The organism is Prevotella sp. C561 (assembly GCF_000224595.1).
Lineage (GTDB): Bacteria > Bacteroidota > Bacteroidia > Bacteroidales > Bacteroidaceae > Prevotella > Prevotella jejuni.
In genome coordinates, this window is the sequence record NZ_JH114149.1 from 102,453 (window position 1) to 123,771 (window position 21,319).

At 42.4% G+C, this 21,319-nt stretch carries 14 protein-coding genes; 4 read left to right on the plus strand and 10 right to left on the minus strand.

From position 1 onward, the window contains the following. Positions 1-19: 19 nt before the first annotated feature. Both HMPREF0666_RS11415 and polA read right to left on the minus strand, forming a co-directional pair. Complete coding sequence (locus HMPREF0666_RS11415; protein ID WP_009012512.1) at positions 20-1,546, minus strand: GH3 auxin-responsive promoter family protein; 1,527 nt, start codon at positions 1,544-1,546, stop codon at positions 20-22. A 538-nt stretch (positions 1,547-2,084) separates the two neighbouring features. Next, positions 2,085-4,847 carry a DNA polymerase I gene (gene polA / locus HMPREF0666_RS11420; RefSeq protein ID WP_009012513.1) on the minus strand — a complete coding sequence of 921 codons (2,763 nt, stop codon included), beginning with the start codon at positions 4,845-4,847 and terminating at the stop codon, positions 2,085-2,087. A gap of 92 nt (positions 4,848-4,939) precedes the next feature. Between polA and HMPREF0666_RS11425 the strand changes: the two genes are divergently transcribed. Continuing rightward, positions 4,940-5,920 (plus strand): polyprenyl synthetase family protein, encoded by a 981-nt coding sequence (locus HMPREF0666_RS11425; protein WP_042856307.1) that lies wholly within the window; start codon positions 4,940-4,942, stop codon positions 5,918-5,920. 718 nt (positions 5,921-6,638) lie between these two features. Here the strand turns inward: HMPREF0666_RS11425 and deoC are convergent. From deoC to HMPREF0666_RS11460, 7 genes are all read right to left on the minus strand, one after another. Continuing rightward, positions 6,639-7,586, minus strand: coding sequence for a deoxyribose-phosphate aldolase (gene deoC / locus HMPREF0666_RS11430; RefSeq protein ID WP_009012516.1), 948 nt, complete (start codon positions 7,584-7,586; stop codon positions 6,639-6,641). Between the two features lie 201 nt (positions 7,587-7,787). Continuing rightward, positions 7,788-8,111, minus strand: coding sequence for a nucleotide pyrophosphohydrolase (locus HMPREF0666_RS11435; protein WP_009012517.1), 324 nt, complete (start codon positions 8,109-8,111; stop codon positions 7,788-7,790). A gap of 197 nt (positions 8,112-8,308) precedes the next feature. Further along, positions 8,309-8,761 carry a D-aminoacyl-tRNA deacylase gene (dtd, locus tag HMPREF0666_RS11440; protein ID WP_042856308.1) on the minus strand — a complete coding sequence of 151 codons (453 nt, stop codon included), beginning with the start codon at positions 8,759-8,761 and terminating at the stop codon, positions 8,309-8,311. A 31-nt stretch (positions 8,762-8,792) separates the two neighbouring features. After that, positions 8,793-10,628, minus strand: coding sequence for an excinuclease ABC subunit UvrC (gene uvrC / locus HMPREF0666_RS11445; RefSeq protein ID WP_042856315.1), 1,836 nt, complete (start codon positions 10,626-10,628; stop codon positions 8,793-8,795). 303 nt (positions 10,629-10,931) lie between these two features. Further along, entirely contained in the window at positions 10,932-11,462 is a 531-nt protein-coding gene (locus tag HMPREF0666_RS11450) for an adenine phosphoribosyltransferase (protein ID WP_009012520.1), read from the minus strand. A gap of 117 nt (positions 11,463-11,579) precedes the next feature. Then, positions 11,580-13,451 carry a tRNA uridine-5-carboxymethylaminomethyl(34) synthesis enzyme MnmG gene (mnmG, locus tag HMPREF0666_RS11455; protein WP_009012521.1) on the minus strand — a complete coding sequence of 624 codons (1,872 nt, stop codon included), beginning with the start codon at positions 13,449-13,451 and terminating at the stop codon, positions 11,580-11,582. 124 nt (positions 13,452-13,575) lie between these two features. After that, positions 13,576-14,391, minus strand: a complete 816-nt coding sequence (locus HMPREF0666_RS11460; RefSeq protein ID WP_009012522.1) for a transporter — start codon at positions 14,389-14,391, stop codon at positions 13,576-13,578. A gap of 443 nt (positions 14,392-14,834) precedes the next feature. Here HMPREF0666_RS11460 and HMPREF0666_RS11465 point away from each other — a divergent pair, with 443 nt between their 5' ends. Both HMPREF0666_RS11465 and HMPREF0666_RS11470 read left to right on the plus strand, forming a co-directional pair. Next, the gene (locus HMPREF0666_RS11465) at positions 14,835-16,040 is read left to right on the plus strand and encodes an MFS transporter (protein WP_042856317.1); all 1,206 of its coding nucleotides are present in this window, start codon (positions 14,835-14,837) and stop codon (positions 16,038-16,040) included. 1,081 nt (positions 16,041-17,121) lie between these two features. After that, positions 17,122-19,707: a beta-N-acetylglucosaminidase domain-containing protein gene (locus HMPREF0666_RS11470; RefSeq protein ID WP_009012524.1), complete on the plus strand. Its 2,586-nt coding sequence runs from the start codon at positions 17,122-17,124 to the stop codon at positions 19,705-19,707. A gap of 158 nt (positions 19,708-19,865) precedes the next feature. On the opposite strand, the gene HMPREF0666_RS11475 is transcribed toward HMPREF0666_RS11470, so the two are convergent. Next, the gene (locus HMPREF0666_RS11475; RefSeq protein WP_232214101.1) at positions 19,866-20,306 is read right to left on the minus strand and encodes a hypothetical protein; all 441 of its coding nucleotides are present in this window, start codon (positions 20,304-20,306) and stop codon (positions 19,866-19,868) included. An 830-nt stretch (positions 20,307-21,136) separates the two neighbouring features. Between HMPREF0666_RS11475 and tssD the strand changes: the two genes are divergently transcribed. Continuing rightward, on the plus strand, positions 21,137-21,319 hold a 183-nt coding region (tssD, locus tag HMPREF0666_RS11480), incomplete at its 3' end, for a type VI secretion system tube protein TssD (RefSeq protein ID WP_009012526.1).

Consider the following 21,319-nt stretch of genomic DNA (forward strand, 5'->3'; position numbering starts at 1 on the left):
AAAGGTTGTTTTATCCTTTTTACTCTGTAGTCTTTTGCTGGTTCATACTCAGTAGTTCTTCAAGGTTGTTACGGCTGTTTGAAAGGCGTGGAATCTTATGTTGACCACCGAGCTTACCCTTTATTTTGAGCCAGTCATTGAAGAGATCCTTGCGTGCAACTATTATCTCAAGTGGTTGAAGGGTAATGTTATGAAAACGTTTCGCCTCATAGTCAGAGTTTACCTCTTGTAGTTTGTCATCAAGAACTTTGGCAAACTCGTCAAGTGAAGAGGGTTCTTTCGCAAACTCAATGAGCCACTGATGACGACATTTAGCCTTCGCATCCATATACATTGGGGCTGCTGTGTAGTCAGACAGCTGTGCGCCAGTGGCCTTGCAAGCGGCTTCGAGACCCTTCTCGGCATTGTCCATGATGAGCTCTTCACCAAAGGCATTGATGAAATACTTGGTTCTTCCGGTGATAACAAATTTATAAGGATTGGTCGAAGTGAACTGTACTGTGTCTCCTATCTCGTATCTCCAAAGGCCACAAGCAGTACTAATCAGCATCGCATAGTTGCGCCCTATCTCCACACCCGACAGTGGGACGATATTCGGATGTTCGCTTTCAAACTCGTCCATAGGTAAGAACTCGTAGAATACGCCATAGTCGAGCATGAGCGACATACTGCTGTCTGTTGGGTCATCCTGTATTCCAAAGAAGCCCTCAGAAGCATTGTATGTCTCCATATAGTTCATCCCTTGCTTGGTAATGAGCTGTTCATACTGCTCACGATAGGGTGTGAAGGCAATGCCACCATGGAAGAACACCTCTAAATTAGGCCATACTTCTTCTAAGTGTTGTTTACCACTCAATTCAAGAACACGTACTATGACAGAGAGCATCCAAGACGGAACACCGGATAGATTGGTCACGTTCTGCTTGAGAGTCTCCTGTGCAATTCGGTCGCGTTTTACCTCGAAATCGCTCAGTAAAGCTGTTGATTTCTTAGGTACACGACACAGGTTTGCGAGTGGATTGATGTTCTCTATGAGGATAGCACTTAGGTCGCCTACAAGTGAGTTGTATAAGTTGTAGTTTGGAGAATGGCTCCCACCTAAGATAAGACTCTTACCGTTGAAGAGTCTACTCTCTGGGTGATTACTAAGGTAGTAAGCGATAACGTCCTTTCCTCCTTGGTAATGAATGGTCTGTAATCCTTCGTGGGAAACGGGAATGAACTTACTCTTATCGTTTGTTGTACCAGACGACTTAGCATACCATCTCACCTGTCCTGGCCATAGAATATTGCGTTCTCCATGGCGCATACGGTCGATGTCACCCTTCAATTCCTCGTATGTGTTGACTGGAATGTTCTGTGTGAAATCTTCGTATGACTTTATCGTTGAGAAGAGATGTTTGCGTCCGTATTCGGTGTCCTTGGCTCGTTCAACGAGGTATTGCATGACTTCCCGCTGGATAGCCTCTCCATCCGTGAGGTAGTGCTCAAGCTCCTTACGTCGTGGATGGAAGTACAACTTGTTTACTATATTAGTAAGACTCATTCAATTTCTCTGGTTGATTAAATTGCAAAATTACGCCAAAAAAGCTAAACGAGTAGCCTTTTTCTATATTTTAACACTGCTTTTAAGCTGCATGATGACCCTTTCCTTGTATTCTGTGCATGATTAGTAAGGTGACTTTTCATCCTCCTTTATTCTCATCTTTCAGCCCCCCTCTCTAATTTATTTTCATGAAGAAAAATACTTTTCTTCATGAAAATAAATATTTCTTGTCGTGAAAATAATTCTTTCTTGTCATGAACAAAATTCGATGAAAGGGGTAGGGTAGGGTCTTAATCCTTTTCTTTTGCGACAGTATAGCCTATTTTTTAGCTATCTAATTGGCCTTATCAGTACTCATGGGGATGCTTTATAAGGACGTAATAAAGCCTTTTCTTTATGCTTAGTTGACTATTATAGTCTATTATTATACTTATTATAGTCTATAAAAGAAGCATTATTTGATTTTCTATATACTCCTTATACCTCTTTTTGTAAGCCTTCCCCTACCTTCAGAGGGACAGGGGGAGGCCTTTTCTTTTTAATGTGCTTCTAACCAGTTTTTGCCCCATCCGGCATCAGCTATCAGTGGGACGTTCAGTGGATATGCGTTCTGCATCTCTTCAATGACAATGCGCTCCACCTGTTCACGCTCTTCAGGGTAGACGGAGAAGTTAAGTTCATCATGTACCTGAAGAATCATCTTTGAGCGGATTCCTTCTTTCTTAAAGCGTTCCCAGATGCGTACCATTGCTACTTTGATGATATCTGCCTCCGTTCCCTGTATCGGTGCGTTGATGGCATTACGCTCAGCAAACCCACGTACGGTGGCGTTACGGCTGTTGATATCAGCCAGATAGCGGCGGCGATGGAAGAGTGTTTCAGCATAGCCTTTGGCTCTTGCCACCTCTTTCGCATGTTCCATATAGGCTTGTACCTTTGGGAATGTGCGGAAGTAGTCTTGTATGAGGTCTTTTGCCTCGGCATTTGAGATGTCCATGCGCTGGGCAAGTCCGTAGGTGGTGATACCATAAATAATACCGAAATTGGCTTGTTTTGCCTTCTTTCGCTGTGCGTCAGTGACCTTATTGATGTCCTCATGCCATATCTTTGCAGCCGTTGCACGATGGATGTCATACCCCTCACGGAAGGCTTCCATCATGTTTTCGTCCTCAGAAAGGTGGGCCATGATGCGCAACTCTATCTGACTATAATCTGCTGAAAAGAACATACAGCCCTCTTCTGGAATGAAACACTTACGTATCTCCTTACCATCATCCGTGCGTACAGGTATATTCTGTAAGTTAGGATCACTCGAAGAGAGTCGCCCTGTGGCTGTAAGTGCCTGATTAAACGATGTGTGGATATGTCCTGTACGTGGGTTTATCAACTTTGGAAGAGCATCAATATACGTACTCAGAAGTTTCTTTATTCCTCTGTAATTGAGTATGTTACGTACAATAGGACTTTTATTTTCAAGACTCTGAAGCACCTCCTCACTCGTCACGTATTGTCCTGTTTTTGTCTTCTTAGGTTTGTCCATAATCTGCAACTTACCAAAGAGGATGTCACCCACTTGTTTTGGACTTGAGATATTGAACTCTTCACCAGCCTCCTTGTATATTTCCTGCTCGTATTCTTTCATACGTTCAGTGAATATCTTTGACGTATCTTGCAGTGCTTCAGTGTCTAAGCAGACGCCGTTTAGTTCCATATCTGCTAATACACGGACCAAAGGCATCTCTATATTCCAGAAGAGTTCTTCGACGCCAAGCTCCTTTAATCGAGGCTCAAGTACGTTTCTCAGTCGCAAGGTGATGTCTGCATCCTCCGCTGCATACTCATAGATGTCAGTAGGAGAGAGGTCGCGCATATTCTTCTGCTTCTTTCCTTTCGGACCGAGTAGCTCTTCTATGTGTATCGTTTGATAACCAAGAAGGGTCTCAGCCAGATAGTCCATGTTATGATGTAACTCTGGTTGGATGAGATAGTGGGCAATCATCGTGTCGAACATCTTACCTTGAATGGTCACACCATATCGGGTTAACACTTCATAATCATACTTGATGTTCTGTCCGATTTTCATGATTTTGTCGCACTCATACAGCGGTTTGAATATTTGAACGACTTTTAACGCTTCTTCGTAATTGGCTGGTACGGGGACATAAAAGGCCTTGCTTTCTTCAGCTGAGAAGCTTAAACCTACTAATTCAGCATTAATTGCATCGGTTGAGGTCGTTTCTGTGTCTATACTAACAAACTCTTTTGTAATAAAAAAGTCACATATTCGACGTAATTCATCCTCATTTTCAATGAGTTGATACTCATGTTGAGTTGTTTTTATGCTTTCATATTTCGCAAATTCGGGTTCACTTGACTCATTGGCCGTGTTTTCTGCAAATAAATCAAGCTGATTGTTGTCGGTTTTTGACTTTACTTCACCTTTGTTAAGAAACTTGTTAATAAGTGTCCTAAACTCTAACTCTTCAAATATCGTACGCAATTTTGCCTCGTCAGGTTGCTCTACTTTGAGTTCATCCAAATCGAGTTGCATCGGAACATCAGTTCGAATCGTGGCGAGGAACTTAGACATCTTTATGTCTTCAACGGCATTCTCTACTTTCTCACGTAGTTTACCTTTTATCTCGTCGGTGTGTTGAAGCATGTTGTCAATGCTTCCGAACTGATTAATTAACTTGGCTGCTGTTTTTTCACCGACGCCCGGACAACCTGGAAAGTTGTCGGCTGTGTCGCCCATCAACGCCAAGAGATCGATGACTTGGGCTGGGGTAGGGATGCCATACTTGTCTCCTACCTCCTTTTCTCCTATTATCTCATAGCCGCCACCATGGCGAGGACGATACATAAAGACGTTAGGACCGATGAGTTGACCATAGTCCTTATCGGGCGTAAGCATAAAAGTCTCGATTCCATCGGAGCCAAAACGTGTTGCTACAGTACCGATGATATCATCAGCTTCAAAGCCATCTACCTGTAGAATAGGGATGTGCATCGCTTCAAGTATCTGCTTGATAAGAGGCACAGAGAGCTTGATGTCTTCTGGCGTCTCCTCTCGTTGTGCCTTATATTCAGGGAAGGCATCATGGCGGAAAGTCTTTCCATGGTCGAAGGCTACACCGATATGCGTTGGACTCTCCTTTGTAAGTACTTCATTAAGTGTGTTACAAAAGCCCATGATAGCGGATGTATTCAGTCCTTTCGAGTTTATACGAGGGTTCCTAAGGAATGCGTAATAGGAACGATAGATGAGCGCGTAGGCATCAATAAGAAAGAGTTTCGACATAACTAATTATTCTGTTTATGCTGTAAAATTACTAATTTTCTTCCATAATCTCCGATAAAATGAGTAAATTTGTATCAAATTTCAAGTCAAAAATGGATACTCTTTCACTCATAAAACAGCCAATTGAGACAGAATTAGCCGATTTCATCGACCTTTTCAATCATGCTCTCGACCATGAGGATGGCTTGTTGCAGACGGTACTTAACCATATTAAGCAACGTGCTGGGAAGCGTATGCGCCCTATTCTCATCCTCCTGATGGCTAAGAACTTTGGTAAGGTCTCTCAAGCAACACAGCATGCAGCTGTGGGATTGGAGCTTTTGCATACTGCATCACTTGTTCATGACGATGTTGTCGACGAAGCTGATGCACGCAGGGGACAGGCAAGTGTGAATGCTGACTATGATAATAAGGTGGCTGTCTTGGTGGGTGATTATGTTCTCTCAACGGCCTTGTTACATGTTAGTTACACGCATGCTGAGATTATCGTACGGCGTTTGGCGGAGTTAGGGCGTACGTTGAGTGATGGAGAAATTCTTCAGCTTTCTAATATTCAGAGTAAGACTATCACGGAAGAGGTCTACTATAAGATTATTGAACGTAAGACGGCTGCGCTTTTTGAAGCATGTGCTGCTATCGGGGCTGAGTCGGCCAATGCCTCTGAAGAGGAGGTTGAAGCTGCAAGACTATTTGGTAAACACCTCGGAATAGTGTTCCAGATTCGTGATGATATCTTTGATTATTATGACTCTGAGGCTGAGATTGGTAAACCAACGGGGAATGATATGGCGGAAGGGAAACTTACCCTACCTATTATATATGCGTTGAATTCGACAAAAAACGAGGATATGTTGAATTTAGCTCGTAAGGTTAAGTCACGTGAAGTGACACGCGATGAAATCGACAAAATGGTGAGTTTTGCGAAGGAAAACGGGGGTATTGAATATGCAGAACGTCGTATGTGGGACTTTCATGCTGAAGCTCAGACCTTCATTGATAACTATGTGAAGAGTGATAGTATTCGGTCTTCGCTGCAGGCTTACCTTGATTATGTTATTAAAAGGAAGAAGTAATTAGGCTATCGCAATACTAAAAAGTCCCTTTTCATCGTTAATAAGGTTATTTTTTGGGGTGATTATAATGGATTCTCTTTATGTTGATGTGTAATACATCTCATAAAGAGAATTTCTTTTGATACCTTTTATAGATGTAGCTGTTGTCTAATATTTATAGGACTATTTGTTGATAATATACGTGTTAGGACTTTGTAAGATAAGGAGAATAGCCTTACATAAGGAGACAGATGGTTTAACATCAGTGCTGATCATCATCTTTTACAATATATTCTATTGATTAGTTGATAGTGATATGTGCTTATAATGATATTATTTGACTATCATCTAATTTTAATAATGTTCTTTAGTGAGTTCTATAAGGCTTTTCTGTGTTGTCTTATTTACTCTACACAAGGGTAAAGGAGATGCTTTTTTATAGTTGTTCTTACTATTTTTGTGTAATTTTCTTGGCCTTTTCTCCTCTTTTACGGACGGTTTTCTATGGTCTTTTTTACGACTTTTTTCGATAATATAAACCATATATAATCATATTATAGACTATATTATAAAATATAATCAAATTTCTTCTTTTCTAAAGGTTGGCTTATTTGTCGTTTTCTTTCATGCTTATATACAACAAAGGGGCATGCCTTGTGGATGCCCCTTGATAGTTCTTTTTATTTTACCTTATCCTTGTCTATGCTATTGCTTTGCATAGACAAGATGATAGAAAAGGTTAGAAGAATTTGGTCTCAGTACCGATAATTTCACTTAGTAATAGGTTAGTCAGACGGCTGGTACCCATGCGGAACCAATAGTTGGTGAGCCATTTCTCACCGAGAAGTTCCTTAACAATGGTGTAATAGATGACTGCGTCCATTACTGTATTTATGCCTCCGGCTGGTTTTAAACCAATCTGTATGCCTGTCTTATCGTAATATTCCTTAATAGCCTGGCACATTACATAAACAGACTCAGGCGTTGCACTAATCTTCTCCTTGCCTGTACTTGTCTTTATATAGTCTGCTCCAGCATACATTGAGAGGAGGGAGGCGGTCTTGATAGCACGTGCATTGCCAAGGTCACCAGTCTCAAGAATAACCTTCATCGGTACGTCTCCACATACTTGTTTAAGCTCATTGATGGTGTCGCATACGCCCTCGTAATCACCAGAAAGGAACTTACCTACAGGCATAACGATATCTATATGAGTTGCTCCATCCTTTATTGCGAGTGCTGTCTCTATGGTTTTTACCTCTAAGAAGGTCTGGGATGAAGGGAAATTACCCGTCACGTTTGTTATGTCAACACCGTCTACTTCAAGGCTGTCTGCCATTAATTTAGTAAAACAAGGGTAGGCACAGAGGGCTGCAACATGAGGAAGATCAGGGTACTCACTGTCGAAACGGTTCACTTTCTCTACCATTTCGAGTACTTTCTCTTCTGTGTCTGTTGTGCTGAGGGTTGTAAGTTCAACGCTACCCAATAGGAATTTCTTTACTTCGAGATTGTCGTTCTCTGATACTTTCTCAGCTATTATCTTTGTTACAGCTGCCTTTACTTCCTCGTCAGTAATGTTAAGGTTGTACTGAGATAAGGCTTGCTCGTACTCGCTCTTTTCGACTATCCCAGCGGCTTTCTGAGCTTGGATGTCTTTTGAAACAGTGTCTTTAATTGTTCCCATGATTCTTTTTAATTATATTGTTTATTTTTAGTTCTGTATAGAATGAGGGTGGGGTAGAGGTGTACTTGCATTCTTTAACGTGCGTTGTGTCCATCCTTTAAATTTAAGGATAGCTTTTGTTGTTGCCAAGACCAGCCTTTTCTTTCCCCTAAATGACCCTTGGTATTTATATTATAGTCTATTTTATCGGCTATAATAGACCTATTTCAACTTAGGATTGTTTTTATGTCTTTCCTTGTCGCGGATAGTTTTCTTGTCGAAACTCTTGCGTAGTTCCTCTGTGAGATTGACATTAGTTTGATTGGCGAGGCATAGAAGTACCCATAGAACGTCAGCCATTTCTTCTCCTAAGTTTGCTTTTTCTCCCTCTTTGAAGCTTTGGTCTCCGTAGGTACGGGACATTACACGTGCCAATTCGCCAACCTCTTCTGTGAGGCAGGCCATGTTTGTTAGTTCGCTAAAATAGCGTACGCCGTTCTCTTTTATCCATTTGTCAACGGCTTGTTGTGCTTCTTCTATTGTCATTGTCTATGATTTCTTTATTTATTGGATGAATGTTTTACGTAGTTTCTCTGTGCTTGAAAGGTAACATAGGGTTTGCAGTCTTTGTTGGTAATAACGATAAGAAATCATCGAATCCATCGTTGTTTTTGGCTGTTATATTGCCTTCAAAGCACTTTAATCAGTATCTATTAAATGTGTGGAAATAAGGTATCTGCCTTCTATTCCTTATTCTTTGTATCCATACAGATTGTTACAGGACCATCATTGAGGAGCTCTACTTTCATGTCAGCACCGAACTCTCCTGTGCCTACTGGTTTCCCTATAGCTTCGCTTAGAGCGTCACAGAAACGATTATAGAGTGGAATAGAGAGCTCGTGTGGGGCGGCATGAATCCAGCTTGGACGGTTCCCTTTCTTATAGCTTGCCATGAGTGTGAACTGTGAGACGACGAGTATTTCACCATTAACATCCATGATGCTGCGGTTCATTACGCCCATTTCATCGTCGAAAATACGCAAACCTATGATTTTCTTTACCAGCCAGTTTATATCTTCTTCAGTATCGTTTTTCCCAATGCCTAATAGGATCAGTAATCCTTTCCCTATGGAAGACTTTACTTGTCCACCGATAGTAACAGACGCTTGGGTGACCCGTTGTATTACAGTTCTCATATCGCAAATGTACAATATTTATTTTAATTAGTTACTGATTGGCATGGAAATAATTATATACAATGGTTGCTTTACTTGCTCCGATGGCGTTTGTAAGTACTTGAATATCAGCTTCTTTGATTCTTTTCACGGTCTTTAAAGCCTTTAATAATGCATCCTTTGTCTTCGGTCCGATACCTTTTATATCGTCCAACTCGCTGTGTAGTTGTGATTTAGAGCGTTTATCTCTATGGAAAGAGATAGCGAAACGATGCACTTCGTCCTGTATCTGTGTAAGAACCTTGAATAGTTCGCCCTTGATGTCGAGTGCTATTGTTTGCTGAGGGAAGCCGAATAGGAGTTCGTTTGTGCGGTGACGGTCGTCTTTAGCCAGTCCGGCAATAGGGATATTCAGGTGGAGCTCGTCTTCAATAACCTCTCTAACAACCTCCATTTGACCCTTTCCACCGTCAGTAATGATGAGATCGGGTAGGGGAGTTCCTTCTTCTTGCATACGGCTGTAACGTCGTCTTACGACCTCCTGCATGGACGCATAGTCGTCAGGACCTACCACTGTCTTGATGTTATATTTACGGTAATCCTTCTTAGAAGGCTTCATCCCTTTATAAACAATACATCCTGCGACAGCGTCCGAACCAGAGATATTAGAGTTATCAAAGCACTCTATGTGGTAAGGGAGCTTCGATAATTTCAGCTTTTCTTGCAGTTCTCGCATCAAGCGAGTCTGTTTCTGTTCAGGATTAAGCTTCTCAGTCTGTTTTAATCGGTCGAACTTATACTGTTTAGCATTCATCTCAGAGAGTTCTAATAAATGATGCTTATCACCACGTTGAGGTATGAAGAATTCCGCATCTTTTACCTTAAAGTCAAGATCAAAGGGTACGATTATCTCTTTTGCAGTACTGTTGAAGCGTTCTCGAATCTCTGGTATAGCCTCGTTAAGCAACTCTTCATCGGTTTCATCGAGTTTTCTCTTGTATTCATAAGTAAAGCTTTGATTAATTGCACCATTAGTTACATGGATAAAATTAATAAACGCATTCTTTCTTGAATCATCACTTACGATAGTGAAAACATCAACATCTGTAATCGTGTAACTTACTATTTCGCTTTTTGCTGCGAAGTTATCGAGAGCCAGATAACGTTGTTTACATATCTCTGCATCCTCAAACTGCAATTCTTCGGCATACTTTTCCATTTCTTGTTTGAGGAGTTTTTGAACATCACGCGTATTTCCCTTCAATACTTCTCGTGCTTGTTTTATTGCTTCTTGATAATCTTCATAACTCTGTTTATTGATACATGGCGCACCACAGTTATGTAGATGATATTCTAAGCAAGGTTTGTATTTACCCTGTTCGATACCTTCTTTCGTAATAGGGAAACGACAAGTACGCGGTTTATATACCTTCTTAATAATATCAAGAATAGCATACATACTACCAATATGGCTATAAGGACCATAAAAAGTACCATAGCGTTTATTGATAGTACGTGTTTTGAAGATACGAGGAAAATACTCATTCGTTACGCAAATACTTGGGTAAGTCTTGCCATCTTTGAGTAACACGTTGTATTTCGGCTTGTATTGCTTGATAAGTTGGTTCTCTATTAGAAGCGCATCTTCCTCTGTCTTAACAACAGAATATGAGATGTCGTGAATCTTAGAAACCAACACCTTCGTTTTGAAACGGTCTACCTCTTTATGGAAATAAGATGATACTCTCCGTTTAAGGTTCTTCGCTTTACCCACATAGATAATTGTTTTCTCATTATCATAGAACTGATATGTACCCGGTTTCTCTGGCATATTGAGTACAATGTTCTTAAGGTAAGCTATTCGCTTCAAGTTCTCTTCTTTATTCATTTGGCGTAACTCCTTTGTATAAAGGGCTTTTAAGACGATTTGTTTCACGTGGAACATGAATCGTGTTTCACGTTGTTATGAATCCTGCTAAGCGTCAGCGAGGATAATAGGGGACTTTATCTTTGTTTTAGGAGGACAAGTTCTATCTTCTTGGACAACTTCTTAAAGCAAAGAGGAGCGACCCTTAGTGTTGGCTGCTCCTCATTGATTTGAATTTATCTCATTCTCACCTTTTATATAATTCAGCTTTTTCACCTTATATATATGGGGTAGGAAAGAACGTTTCTCATCACAGTCTGTTTGTTAGAATTGGAGCAAAGAGCTAATTTCAATATCCTTATCAAACTGTTCACGGCTGTTAGGAAATTCCGAATGGAGTTCGATGATGAAATTACAATACACCTTTTTAGGATTGAACTTCTTAACCAAGTCACATGCAGCCTTCATCGTTCCACCTGTTGCAAGGAGGTCATCGTGGAGCAGAACAACGTCGTTCTCGTCGATAGCATCCTTATGAATTTCTATCGTATCTACGCCATACTCCTTCTGGTAACTCTCTTGAATAGTCTCACAAGGAAGCTTACCCGGTTTACGACAGAGTACGATACCAGCACCCAAACGGGTGGCAACGGCAGAAGACATGACGAAGCCACGACTTTCGATACCCACAATCTTGGTCACACCCTTATCCTTGTATAAGTCGACCATCTCGTCCGTAATCTCCTTGAGAGCCTCTGGCGATTTGAATAGGGTAGTCACATCACGGAAATTAACTCCCTTGATAGGCCAATCTGGGATATATCTCAGGTTGTCTAATAATAGTTTTTTGTTCATTTTCAGATTGTTATATAGTTTTGTTTTATGCAATTGTTTCACGTGAAACGAGGCCTTTCTCTACCTTATCTGAGGCCTCTCTTGTTCACATTTTTGTACTGTTGAGACCCGAAGACATTATCTCCCCATCAAGACAAGGAGCACATTAATATCGCTCGGGCTTACCCCAGGGATACGACTTGCCTGGGCGAGCGTCTCCGGTTGAATCTGTTCTAACTTCTGTCGGCACTCTGTTGAGAGGTCATGCAGCTCACTATACTTGAAGTGTCCTTTGATTTTTATATCTTCAAGTCGGTGCATCTTCTCTGCGAACACACGTTCACGTTCAATATATCCCTTGTACTTTAGTTTTATTTCTGCAGCTTCGGCAATCTCTTCTTTACGGTTAGGAGAAGCCTCGATAGCCTCCTTCAAACTTGGAACAACAGCCGAAAGGTTCTCAAAGTTGACCTGTGGACGTGCAACAAGGTCAACTATCTTCGTTGCTCCCTTGATAGGAGAAGTGCCCAACTGAGCCAAGAATCCATTGACAACCTCGGGCTTAACAGAAGTGTTATTACAGAAGTCAAGGATACGATTGATATGGTCCTTTTTCTGTATCCACCAGTCATAACGGTCCTGTTTAGCTATACCTATGTTATAAGCACGCTCCGTCAGTCGCGCATCTGCATCGTCTTGGCGTAAGAGAATACGGTATTCTGCACGCGAAGTAAACATACGATAAGGTTCATCAACGCCCTTTGTAGTAAGGTCATCAATCAACACACCGATATAACTCTCGTCTCTATTCATTACGAAAGGATTCTTACCTGCGCAGAGTAGGGCAGCATTAATACCCGCCACTAAGCCTTGTCCGCCTGCTTCTTCGTATCCTGTCGTACCGTTCACCTGCCCAGCAAAGAACAGACCCTCGATGACTTTCGACTCCAAAGACTGCTTCAGCTGTGTAGGATCAAAGTAATCATACTCGATAGCATAGCCAGGACGATAGATCTTAGCGTCACGCAGTGCAGGAATCTTGTGTATAGCTTCCAACTGAATATCCCAAGGCATACTCGAAGAGAAGCCATTCAGATACATTTCATTCGTGTCAACACCCTCTGGCTCGAGGAAGAGAGGATGGCTATTCTTGTCTGGGAAGGTTACAAGTTTCGTCTCTATCGAAGGACAATAGCGTGGCCCTGTACTCTTAATCTGCCCATTGAATAGGGGAGAGTCAGCCACTCCACGTCGCAACACCTCGTGCGCTTCCTCATTCGTGTTACATGTCCAGCAAGGCAACTGTGGCAGATGGCGATGTGGACCATAGAAGGAGAACTGATGATAGTCCGTCTCTCCCGGTTGTGGTTCCATCTCATCAAAGTGGACTGAACGGCGGTCAATGCGCACAGGCGTACCGGTCTTCATGCGATCAGCACGGATACCATGACGCGTAATGCTCTCCGTAAAGTTGTGAACAGCAGGTTCTGCGCATCGTCCACCTTCCACCTTTCGCTTACCGATGTGCATCAGTCCGTTGAGGAAAGTTCCTGCTGTGATAACCACTGTACGTGCGTAGATGTCAATACCCCATATTGTCTTGACCCCCAACACCTTACCATTCTCTACCAACAACTCGTCGGCTTGATCCTGGAAGATGTCGAGATTGTCCGTATGGTCGAGTATTGTGCGCCATTCCCAGATAAATTTACCACGGTCACACTGCGCTCGTGGGCTCCAAACGGCAGGTCCCTTTGATCGGTTCAGCATACGAAACTGAATCGCTGTAGCGTCGGTCACCAGTCCCATGTAGCCTCCGAGAGCATCTATCTCTCTGACTATCTGACCTTTGGCTATACCTCCGACGGCAGGATTACAGCTCATCTGACCGATCTTATTCATATCCATTGTTATCAAACAGGTCGTTGCACCCATGTTGGCAGCTGCTGTTGCAGCCTCACAACCTGCGTGCCCACCGCCGATAACAAGTACGTCATACTTGAATTTCATCGTCTTTTTACAAAAGTATAGGGGCACAATACCCCTAATTTATATCGTCACAAAATTAAGAAATAAATTCGAATTATATCTATATTATGGATAGAAAAGTTCCTTCCTGACTCCCCTCTTTCGCTTAATTCAGCAGCCACGCAACGCCTAAACCAATGTTACTGTATCGTGAGAACTCGTTGAAAGAGATGTCATAGAAAGTGTTTACGTACAGACGTGGTGATACCTTATAAGCCAATCCCGCCTCACTCATAAAGTTGAAGTGGCTGTCTTGTCCCGGTTTAGCCCAATCGTCTTGTCGTTTTGAGTTATATCTATTATAGCTCTCAACGAAGAAGCTCCATCTTTCTGACGGTTGATAAGTGAGGTTAGCACCAATGAAAAGGTCGGGACTCTCAGTGTCTCCGTTCCATTCAGCTCCCAAGTCATAGCCTAAGGTGAACTTACTACTCAGCTCGTTCTCGAACAAGAGGTGAGCTTGAAAGCCCAAATGCTTAGGTAGATAGTGTGCGTTACTACCGCCAGGGATGAGCATCGTGCCCATAAAGGCAACCTTTGGAAACACCTTCCCACCCTCATATACCTTGATTTTCGTACCGATAGTGGCATTAGCGATACCTCCAAAGTTCCCTTCAGGCGTATGAGTAATACATTCATCAATCTGTAGTCTCACTTCCGCCTGAGGTGTCAGTCCGAGTCGAAACATAGATGTGTTGATAGTGAAGGTACGTGCGTGTTCGCCGTTCCTCCTGTCCCATTCAAGTCCGATACCTGTCTCCCAATCAATCTTTCCTTGCTTCATGATGTCGACACCAGTCGTTGCGCCTGGTGCATCAGGTGAGTAGTCAATCGCCTCTTGTGCCATAGAGCGCACAGAGCCAAGCATAAGGAGAGACAGACATAGAGTTCTCCTCAAACCACTTATAAGATAGGCTATCATAGTCTTCTTTCTCTTTGATAATGTTTCAGTTTGTTTTAATGTGAATTACAGTCCTCTGTCTGTACTATTATCCTTTGATACTCATCTTCATATAGGGGGCTATCATGCCAGCTACAAAGATACGCATTAATCGGTTGAAAACAATCTTTTTAGGGTTAAAGTATGCCTTATCCTCGAAAATCACAGCTGTTTTGCGCTCTGTCTTATGGCTAATAACCCTCCTTTCTGTCCCTTTCTATCTTCGTGTTAACGTTCCACACATGTTACAATGCTGCATCATACAAGTTGTGCTAATATCCCTAACCCTCTTAAGCGGTGGTGTTGTCGACGAAAGAAATCAAACGCCTAAACAGGCGGTAAGGCCTCATGGTTATTACGCCATACGTTCTTTGTTTATAAAGATAATGTGTAACTTTGCATGTTTGGACATAATAACAGAAAATATGGAACTAATTAAAAAGACAGAAGAAAGCAACGAAGAACGCACAGCCTTAGGTATTCTGCTCACGATAAGTTTTTGTCATCTTTTAGACGACACAATGCACTCCATGCTACCAGCTATCTATCCGATGTTGAAAAGTGAGTTTGGATTATCCTTCTTTCAGGTGGGTATCATAACGTTAGTACTACAGTTAACCTCCTCCATCATCCAACCCTTCGTCGGACTCTATGCCGACAAGCATCATGGTTGGTGGCAGTTACCAGTGAGTATGGTGTTCACGCTCATCGGTATCTTTATGCTTTCGTATGCCGATAGTTTCCTTGTTATCTTAGTCTCTGTGTCGTTGTTTGGCTTAGGCTCATCTATCTTCCACCCACAAGGGTCGCAAGTAGCGCAGCAAGCCTCTGGTGGTCGCAATGGTTTAGCACAAAGTATTTTCCAAGTGGGAGGCAATGGTGGCTTCGCGGCAGGACCATTGTTTGCAGCCCTGATAGTGATTCCTGTCGGCCTGAGTGGTGTGCGCTGGTTTGCTTTCGTAGCTCTTCTTTTAGCCGTAATATTAGTTTTTATAGGGAAGTGGCACGTCAAACAACTGAAAGTTGTCCGTAAACGGAGTAGGGCACGATGGACCACAGCAAAGAGTTATACCCGTCATCAGATCTATGGATTTGTCTTTATCCTCTTCGTTTTGATGTTTTCTAAGAACTTCTATACAGAGAGTATGGTTAGCTATTTCACCTTCTTTCTGATAGAGAAGTTCGGAGTCTCTATTCAAACCTCCCAACTCTGCCTATTTGTTTTCTTAGCGGCAGAGGTTGTCGGAACGCTCCTTGGCGGCTGGATAGGCGACCGCTATGGGCGTAAATACGTGATATGGTTCTCTATCTTTGGTGCAGCACCATTCACAATCATGCTTCCCTACGTGGGTAGTCTTGCTGGGACGATTATCTTGTCGGCTGTCATTGGCCTCATCATAGCGTCAGCTTTCTCCGCAATATTGGTCTATGCGACCGACCTTATGCCCAATCATATCGGTACGATAGCCGGTATCTTCTATGGACTCTCGTTCGGTCTTGGTGGTCTTGGAAGCACTTTCTTTGGCTGGTTAGCCGACCAGACGAGTATTCTCTTTGTCTTTAAGGTAAGTACTTTACTCCCTTTATTAGGTATTATAGCCGTCTATTTGCCAAAGATGAAGCGTGAGTAGGGTGATAGCCGTCAACACTTTTTGCCCTTTCTCCACGTCTGCTGCCATACTCGTAGTCCTTTCTACGGTTAGGCAAAGCTATCAGTCAGTCGGTTATGTGTACTGGTAAGAATGATAGCAACCTGCTCTCTAAGTTATTTAGGGTTGTTAAGCGTAGTAGAAATGAGAACTAATCAATAGCTCAACTGTCCTGTAGAATGATGATATAACACTTTAGTTTTAGACGCTAAAGGACCCTATGGGGGTGGTAAAAATCTTTACGTTGAAACATGCTAAGCTCCTTCAATAAAAGAGTATAATACCTCTTATAAACAAGTCTACAATCGTCAGTAAATCAATACGTTACAAATAGCGTTTGAGAAGACGCCTTTCTTGCTCCAAGAAGGGCGTCTTCTACATGCAAGAAGGGCATGTTCTCGAACGTAGAAGGGCATGTTCTTGATGCTTCCTCGGCCTTTTCTCGAGCGAAGAGGAGAATAGTTGCTGAAAAATCCTAACATTCCCTCGCTATCTATCCAGCCTCCTGTCTTCTTTTGTTGGTAGCCTTATAGGAGTCGCTTCGGTGATTTCTCTCATAGATAGATACAGGTGTTTGTTTATAGGAACAGTTCCACAGAGGTCTGTTTAGGCATGCGATGTCACGGAGATTATAGCCAATCGTAGCGTAAATGCTCTGTGCCTTCTGTCGACCGAAGGCCTTTCGTGGTTTATAAACGTGTACCGAAAGGTTCTGTAAGCTCTGTGTCCTCTGTGAGAGATAAGACTCCCAAGGACCTATGCGAGCAGCCTTATAGCGGTAAACTCACCTTCTCCTCTCCCATTCGTTACTTCCCTTCGGTCAGTGAGTTTTGGCTTGTTGTGGAGCTGAGGTAGCTTATATAACGGACACACCAGCGTGCCATAATTCATAGAATAAGTGTATAATCTTACAAGAAAAGCGTTATTTACGATAGTACAGGTCGTTTAATTCCAATTAATTCATTATCTTTGTGGCATCAATCAATTTTATTACGCAATAATAATCACACATGCTTGTTCGATAGGTAAGGGCAGGCAGGAATCTAAACATTAATAAACCTACATGAAACAAAAGAAGTTTTTAGTGACTTTCGCTTTGGGTCTCTGTGCCCTAACGGCAGCCCATGCACAGGATAATGACTTCGACTTAGGCAGTCAACGTTCGGAAGTGCAGTTAGTTAATCCTGTTCCTGGTAAGAAGATAGACCATCAGGGACTCGTTATTAACCCTACACCACGTTACGTGAAACTGACAGGTGAGGGGACAGTAGACATCAGTGGTGGTGTTAAACTTGAACAGCCAATGCCAGCTCGTAATCTCTTTTGGTACGATTGGAGGGATATTGACTTCCTTTCCCGTGCTGATAAGGGATTTCCGATGAAGATACAGCTGGCAAAGATACCAGTGATTAAGTACAAGGGCGACCAGAACAGCGAGACTGCTGATGGTGGCTATGCGTTAAGTATCACCAAGAAGGGCATCACCCTTCAAGCTTCTAATGGCTTAGGAGTATTCTATGGTATTCAGACTTTACGTCAGATTATGGAAAACCCATCCGTAGAAGGCGGCAAGAAACTTCCTTGTTTGGAAATCAATGATGCACCAGTATTTGCCTATCGTGGTGTTGTTGAGGGTTTCTATGGTACACCATGGTCACACGCTGTACGTCTGGCATTGATTGACTTCTGCGGTAAGTACAAGATGAATACTTATATCTATGGACCAAAGGACGACCCCTATCACAGTTCACCTAACTGGCGTCTGCCTTATCCAGAGAATGAAATGAAGGACATCAAAGAACTTGTTGCAGCCTGCAAGAAGAACCGTGTAGACTTCGTTTGGGCGATCCATCCGGGCAAGGATATCAAGTGGAACGAGGAAGACTATCAGAACCTTAAGCACAAGCTTGACCTTATGTATCAAGCTGGTGTGAAGTCATTTGCTATCTTCTTCGATGATATTTCAGGCGAGGGAACCAACCCTAACCGACAAGTTGAGTTGTTGAATCGTTTGACAAAGGAGTTTGTAAAGGCGAAGGGTGACGTTGCTCCGCTGATTATTTGTCCTACAGACTATTCTAAGTTGTGGGCAAAGGCAGACGAGAACGGACCATTGAGCATCTATGGTAAGACCCTCGACCCATCTGTACGTGTGTTCTGGACAGGCGATGTTGTTTGTAGCGATGTGACAAAGAGTACACTTGATTGGGTGGACAGTCGCATTAAGCGTCCTGCTTTCTTCTGGTGGAACTATGCCGTAACAGACTATGTTCGTAACCTTGTCTTGCAGGGTCCTGTCTATGGTTTGGACACTTCGCTCACCGCAAAAGATATGTGTGGACTCGTCAGCAACCCTATGGAGCATGGAGAAGCATCAAAGCTCTCTCTCTACAGTGTGGCTGATTATACCTGGAACCCATCTGATTATAACCCAATCGACAGTTGGGAGCGTGGTTTGGAAGTGATGATGCCACGTGCAAAGGACGCTTACCGCACCTTTGCTATCCATTCTGCTGATACGGAAACAGGCTATCGTCGTGACGAGTCTTGGGAGACTGAGACCTTCCGTCTGGCTGAATATACAAAGGAAAAGCGTGATAAGCTCTATCAGGAGTTCGATCGTGTGGCCAAAGCACCTGCTGAGATAGAGGCTGCTTGCACAGATGGTTTGTTGATGAAGGAGCTGAACCCTTGGCTGACTGAGTTCGCTAAGTTAGGCGAACGTGGTAAGAAAGCAATCGAACTGATGGACCTCTATCGTAGTGGCGACAACTTGAAGTTCTGGAGTCAGTACGTTAAGAGCCGTATGACCATGGACGATAAGAATGCTTACGAGGCACATAAGTCGGGCACAATGAAGTTGCAGCCGTTCTATGACGTCGCTATGAACGACCTCGGTGACGCTTTCTATGAGAAGCTCTCAGGCGAGAAAGCATTCACACTACGTGGTATCGGGTCTTATAAGAGCCTAAAGACGACACAAGCAGGATTGATGCTTGATGGCGATAGTACAACACATTACACCTCTGGGGAAGCTCAGAAGGCTGGTGACTGGATGGGTGTTGCCCTCCCTGAACCAATGGCTGTGCGTGAGGTGCATATCCTTCAGGGTCGTAACTCTAAAGATGATTGTGATTTCTACGACCATGCAACACTTGAATATTCGGTTGATGGCAAGACATGGAAGCCAATGTTAGGTGATTTGAAGAACCAGTATGACATCCTTTGGCAGGGTGAGCCGGTGCAAGCACGTTATATTCGTTTGCGTCGTCTTGACTCCGACCGTAAGAACTGGGCTGCTATTCGCTCGTTCGTAGTGGTTTCTGATGGTGCTGCAACGCTTGAGTTTGGTGGTACTAACGCTGCTTCTGATGCCGTCCTTCGTGCGTTCGACCATCAGCCAAGTACGTCTTTCAAGAATACAGGTGCTGTTTCGTTTGAGGTACCAAGTGGTATGACTTCTTATACCTTCCTTCTCTCATTGCCAGAGGGTGGCTCTGTTCGTATTTGCCAGTATGATAAGCGCAACAAGCTAAAAGCTGAGTTCACTTCTAATGAGCCTTTCTTCACAGTTAATGTGGTAAAGAAAGTAACTCGTATGGAGCTGATTGGCAAGGCGGAAGTGTTCGAGATTATTCCAAAGAAGTAAGATATTGGTTGACGAGTTGACGAGTCTACAAGTAGACAAGTTGCTTGTTAAAAGACAAAAATAAATAGAAATAGGGACAGACGATGGCGTCTGTCCCTATTGTTTGTAATATGTTTGAGTGAATGATAAACTGAGAAATAAGACGATTAAGACTGAATTCATTTCTTTACGTTAAAGGTTAACACTGAACCTTTCTTCAAGATAACCCTTCGATTGGAATTGTCACTAAACAAAGGAATGTCCTTGGTGCAAGTCAACGTTAGGATTTCTCCGGTCTTAGTCTTCTTATATTGATGCCTTAAGTTTTTGATATGCGAATCACAGGCACCATCATAATCGTTTATATGATAATCTTCTTTATTGATAGTCAGATATAATACGTCTGCATAAGCATAGGTACTGTATTGTACGCTTACGCCGTTAAAATGAGCGTTGTAAACCTTATAGGATTTGTCGCACACGTCATCTTCGTCAGGTTCAATAGTGAAGTGTGATTTTGAGGCTTTCCCCTTGACAGCTATTGTCTTACCCACAACGATATGCAGGTCAGCATAAGCATCCATAGGTAGACGCTTTTTGGTTCCACATCTGTTGAACATTGAATTCAAAAAAGCTGGTCTGCTCATGTAATCCAGATTGTTATCTTGTGCGTTGGTAGCTATTCAGGACAATGCAAGTAATAAGCTTAAAATAATCTTTTTCATTGCTTAATTCTTTAATGCTGATACATTCATTCATTAGAATTCTGTGAATGTTTGAATTCAATAAATGTTTTTCGTTGTTTTTGTTTGCGAATAGTAGCTGTTTTATCGCTGTTCTTGTAAAGTAACATTGATATTGCTGCAAATGTAGATAATAGTTTTTAAATAAACAAACGTTGGATAGATTTTAGATAGGTTGACTTAGTTTTCGGTATTTGCTAACAATAAGTTACCTCTATTTCGGTAACATACAGCAAGGATAAAAACGGTATGAACTATACTAAACAACTATCTACAAAGAACTACGAATTATGCGAATTACACGAAGGCTGAGGGCACAGAAGGAACAACGCTTTTAATATTCTCAGACAGAAAGACATAATGACATAGAGTGACTGAAAGCTCTTACATAGACGAAAGGACATAATGACAAAGAGTGGATAAGAGGCAGAATGAAGATGGCTTTGAATGTGTATAAGATATTAAACCTTTGTTATTTAGTGTTGTATCAATTGCTTTTATGAAATTATATGATTACTTTTGACAACGAAAATGACAACAGATTGCAAATCTTCCTCTTCTTCCAAAGAGCAAGACTGTTTTACAGCCACACGCAGAGGAGACTTCAAAACGTTGTTAGGGGTTTTCTCTTTTTTGTTTCTCATACGTGAGGGAAATTAAGATGACCTCGTTTTCTTATTTTTCTAACTACTTTAAAATTATCTATCATGAGTTCATTTAGAGCAACATTGGAATTAGGTGGCAAGGAGTACGACGTACTCTATTCTAACTACGAGTTCAGTCGTACGACTGACAAGAAGGGTCAGCCTGCATCAAGTATCTCTGGTGGTCGTATCAGCGTCACTATCGAGTCTACTGATGACACTTCTACTATCGAGGCTATGCTCAAC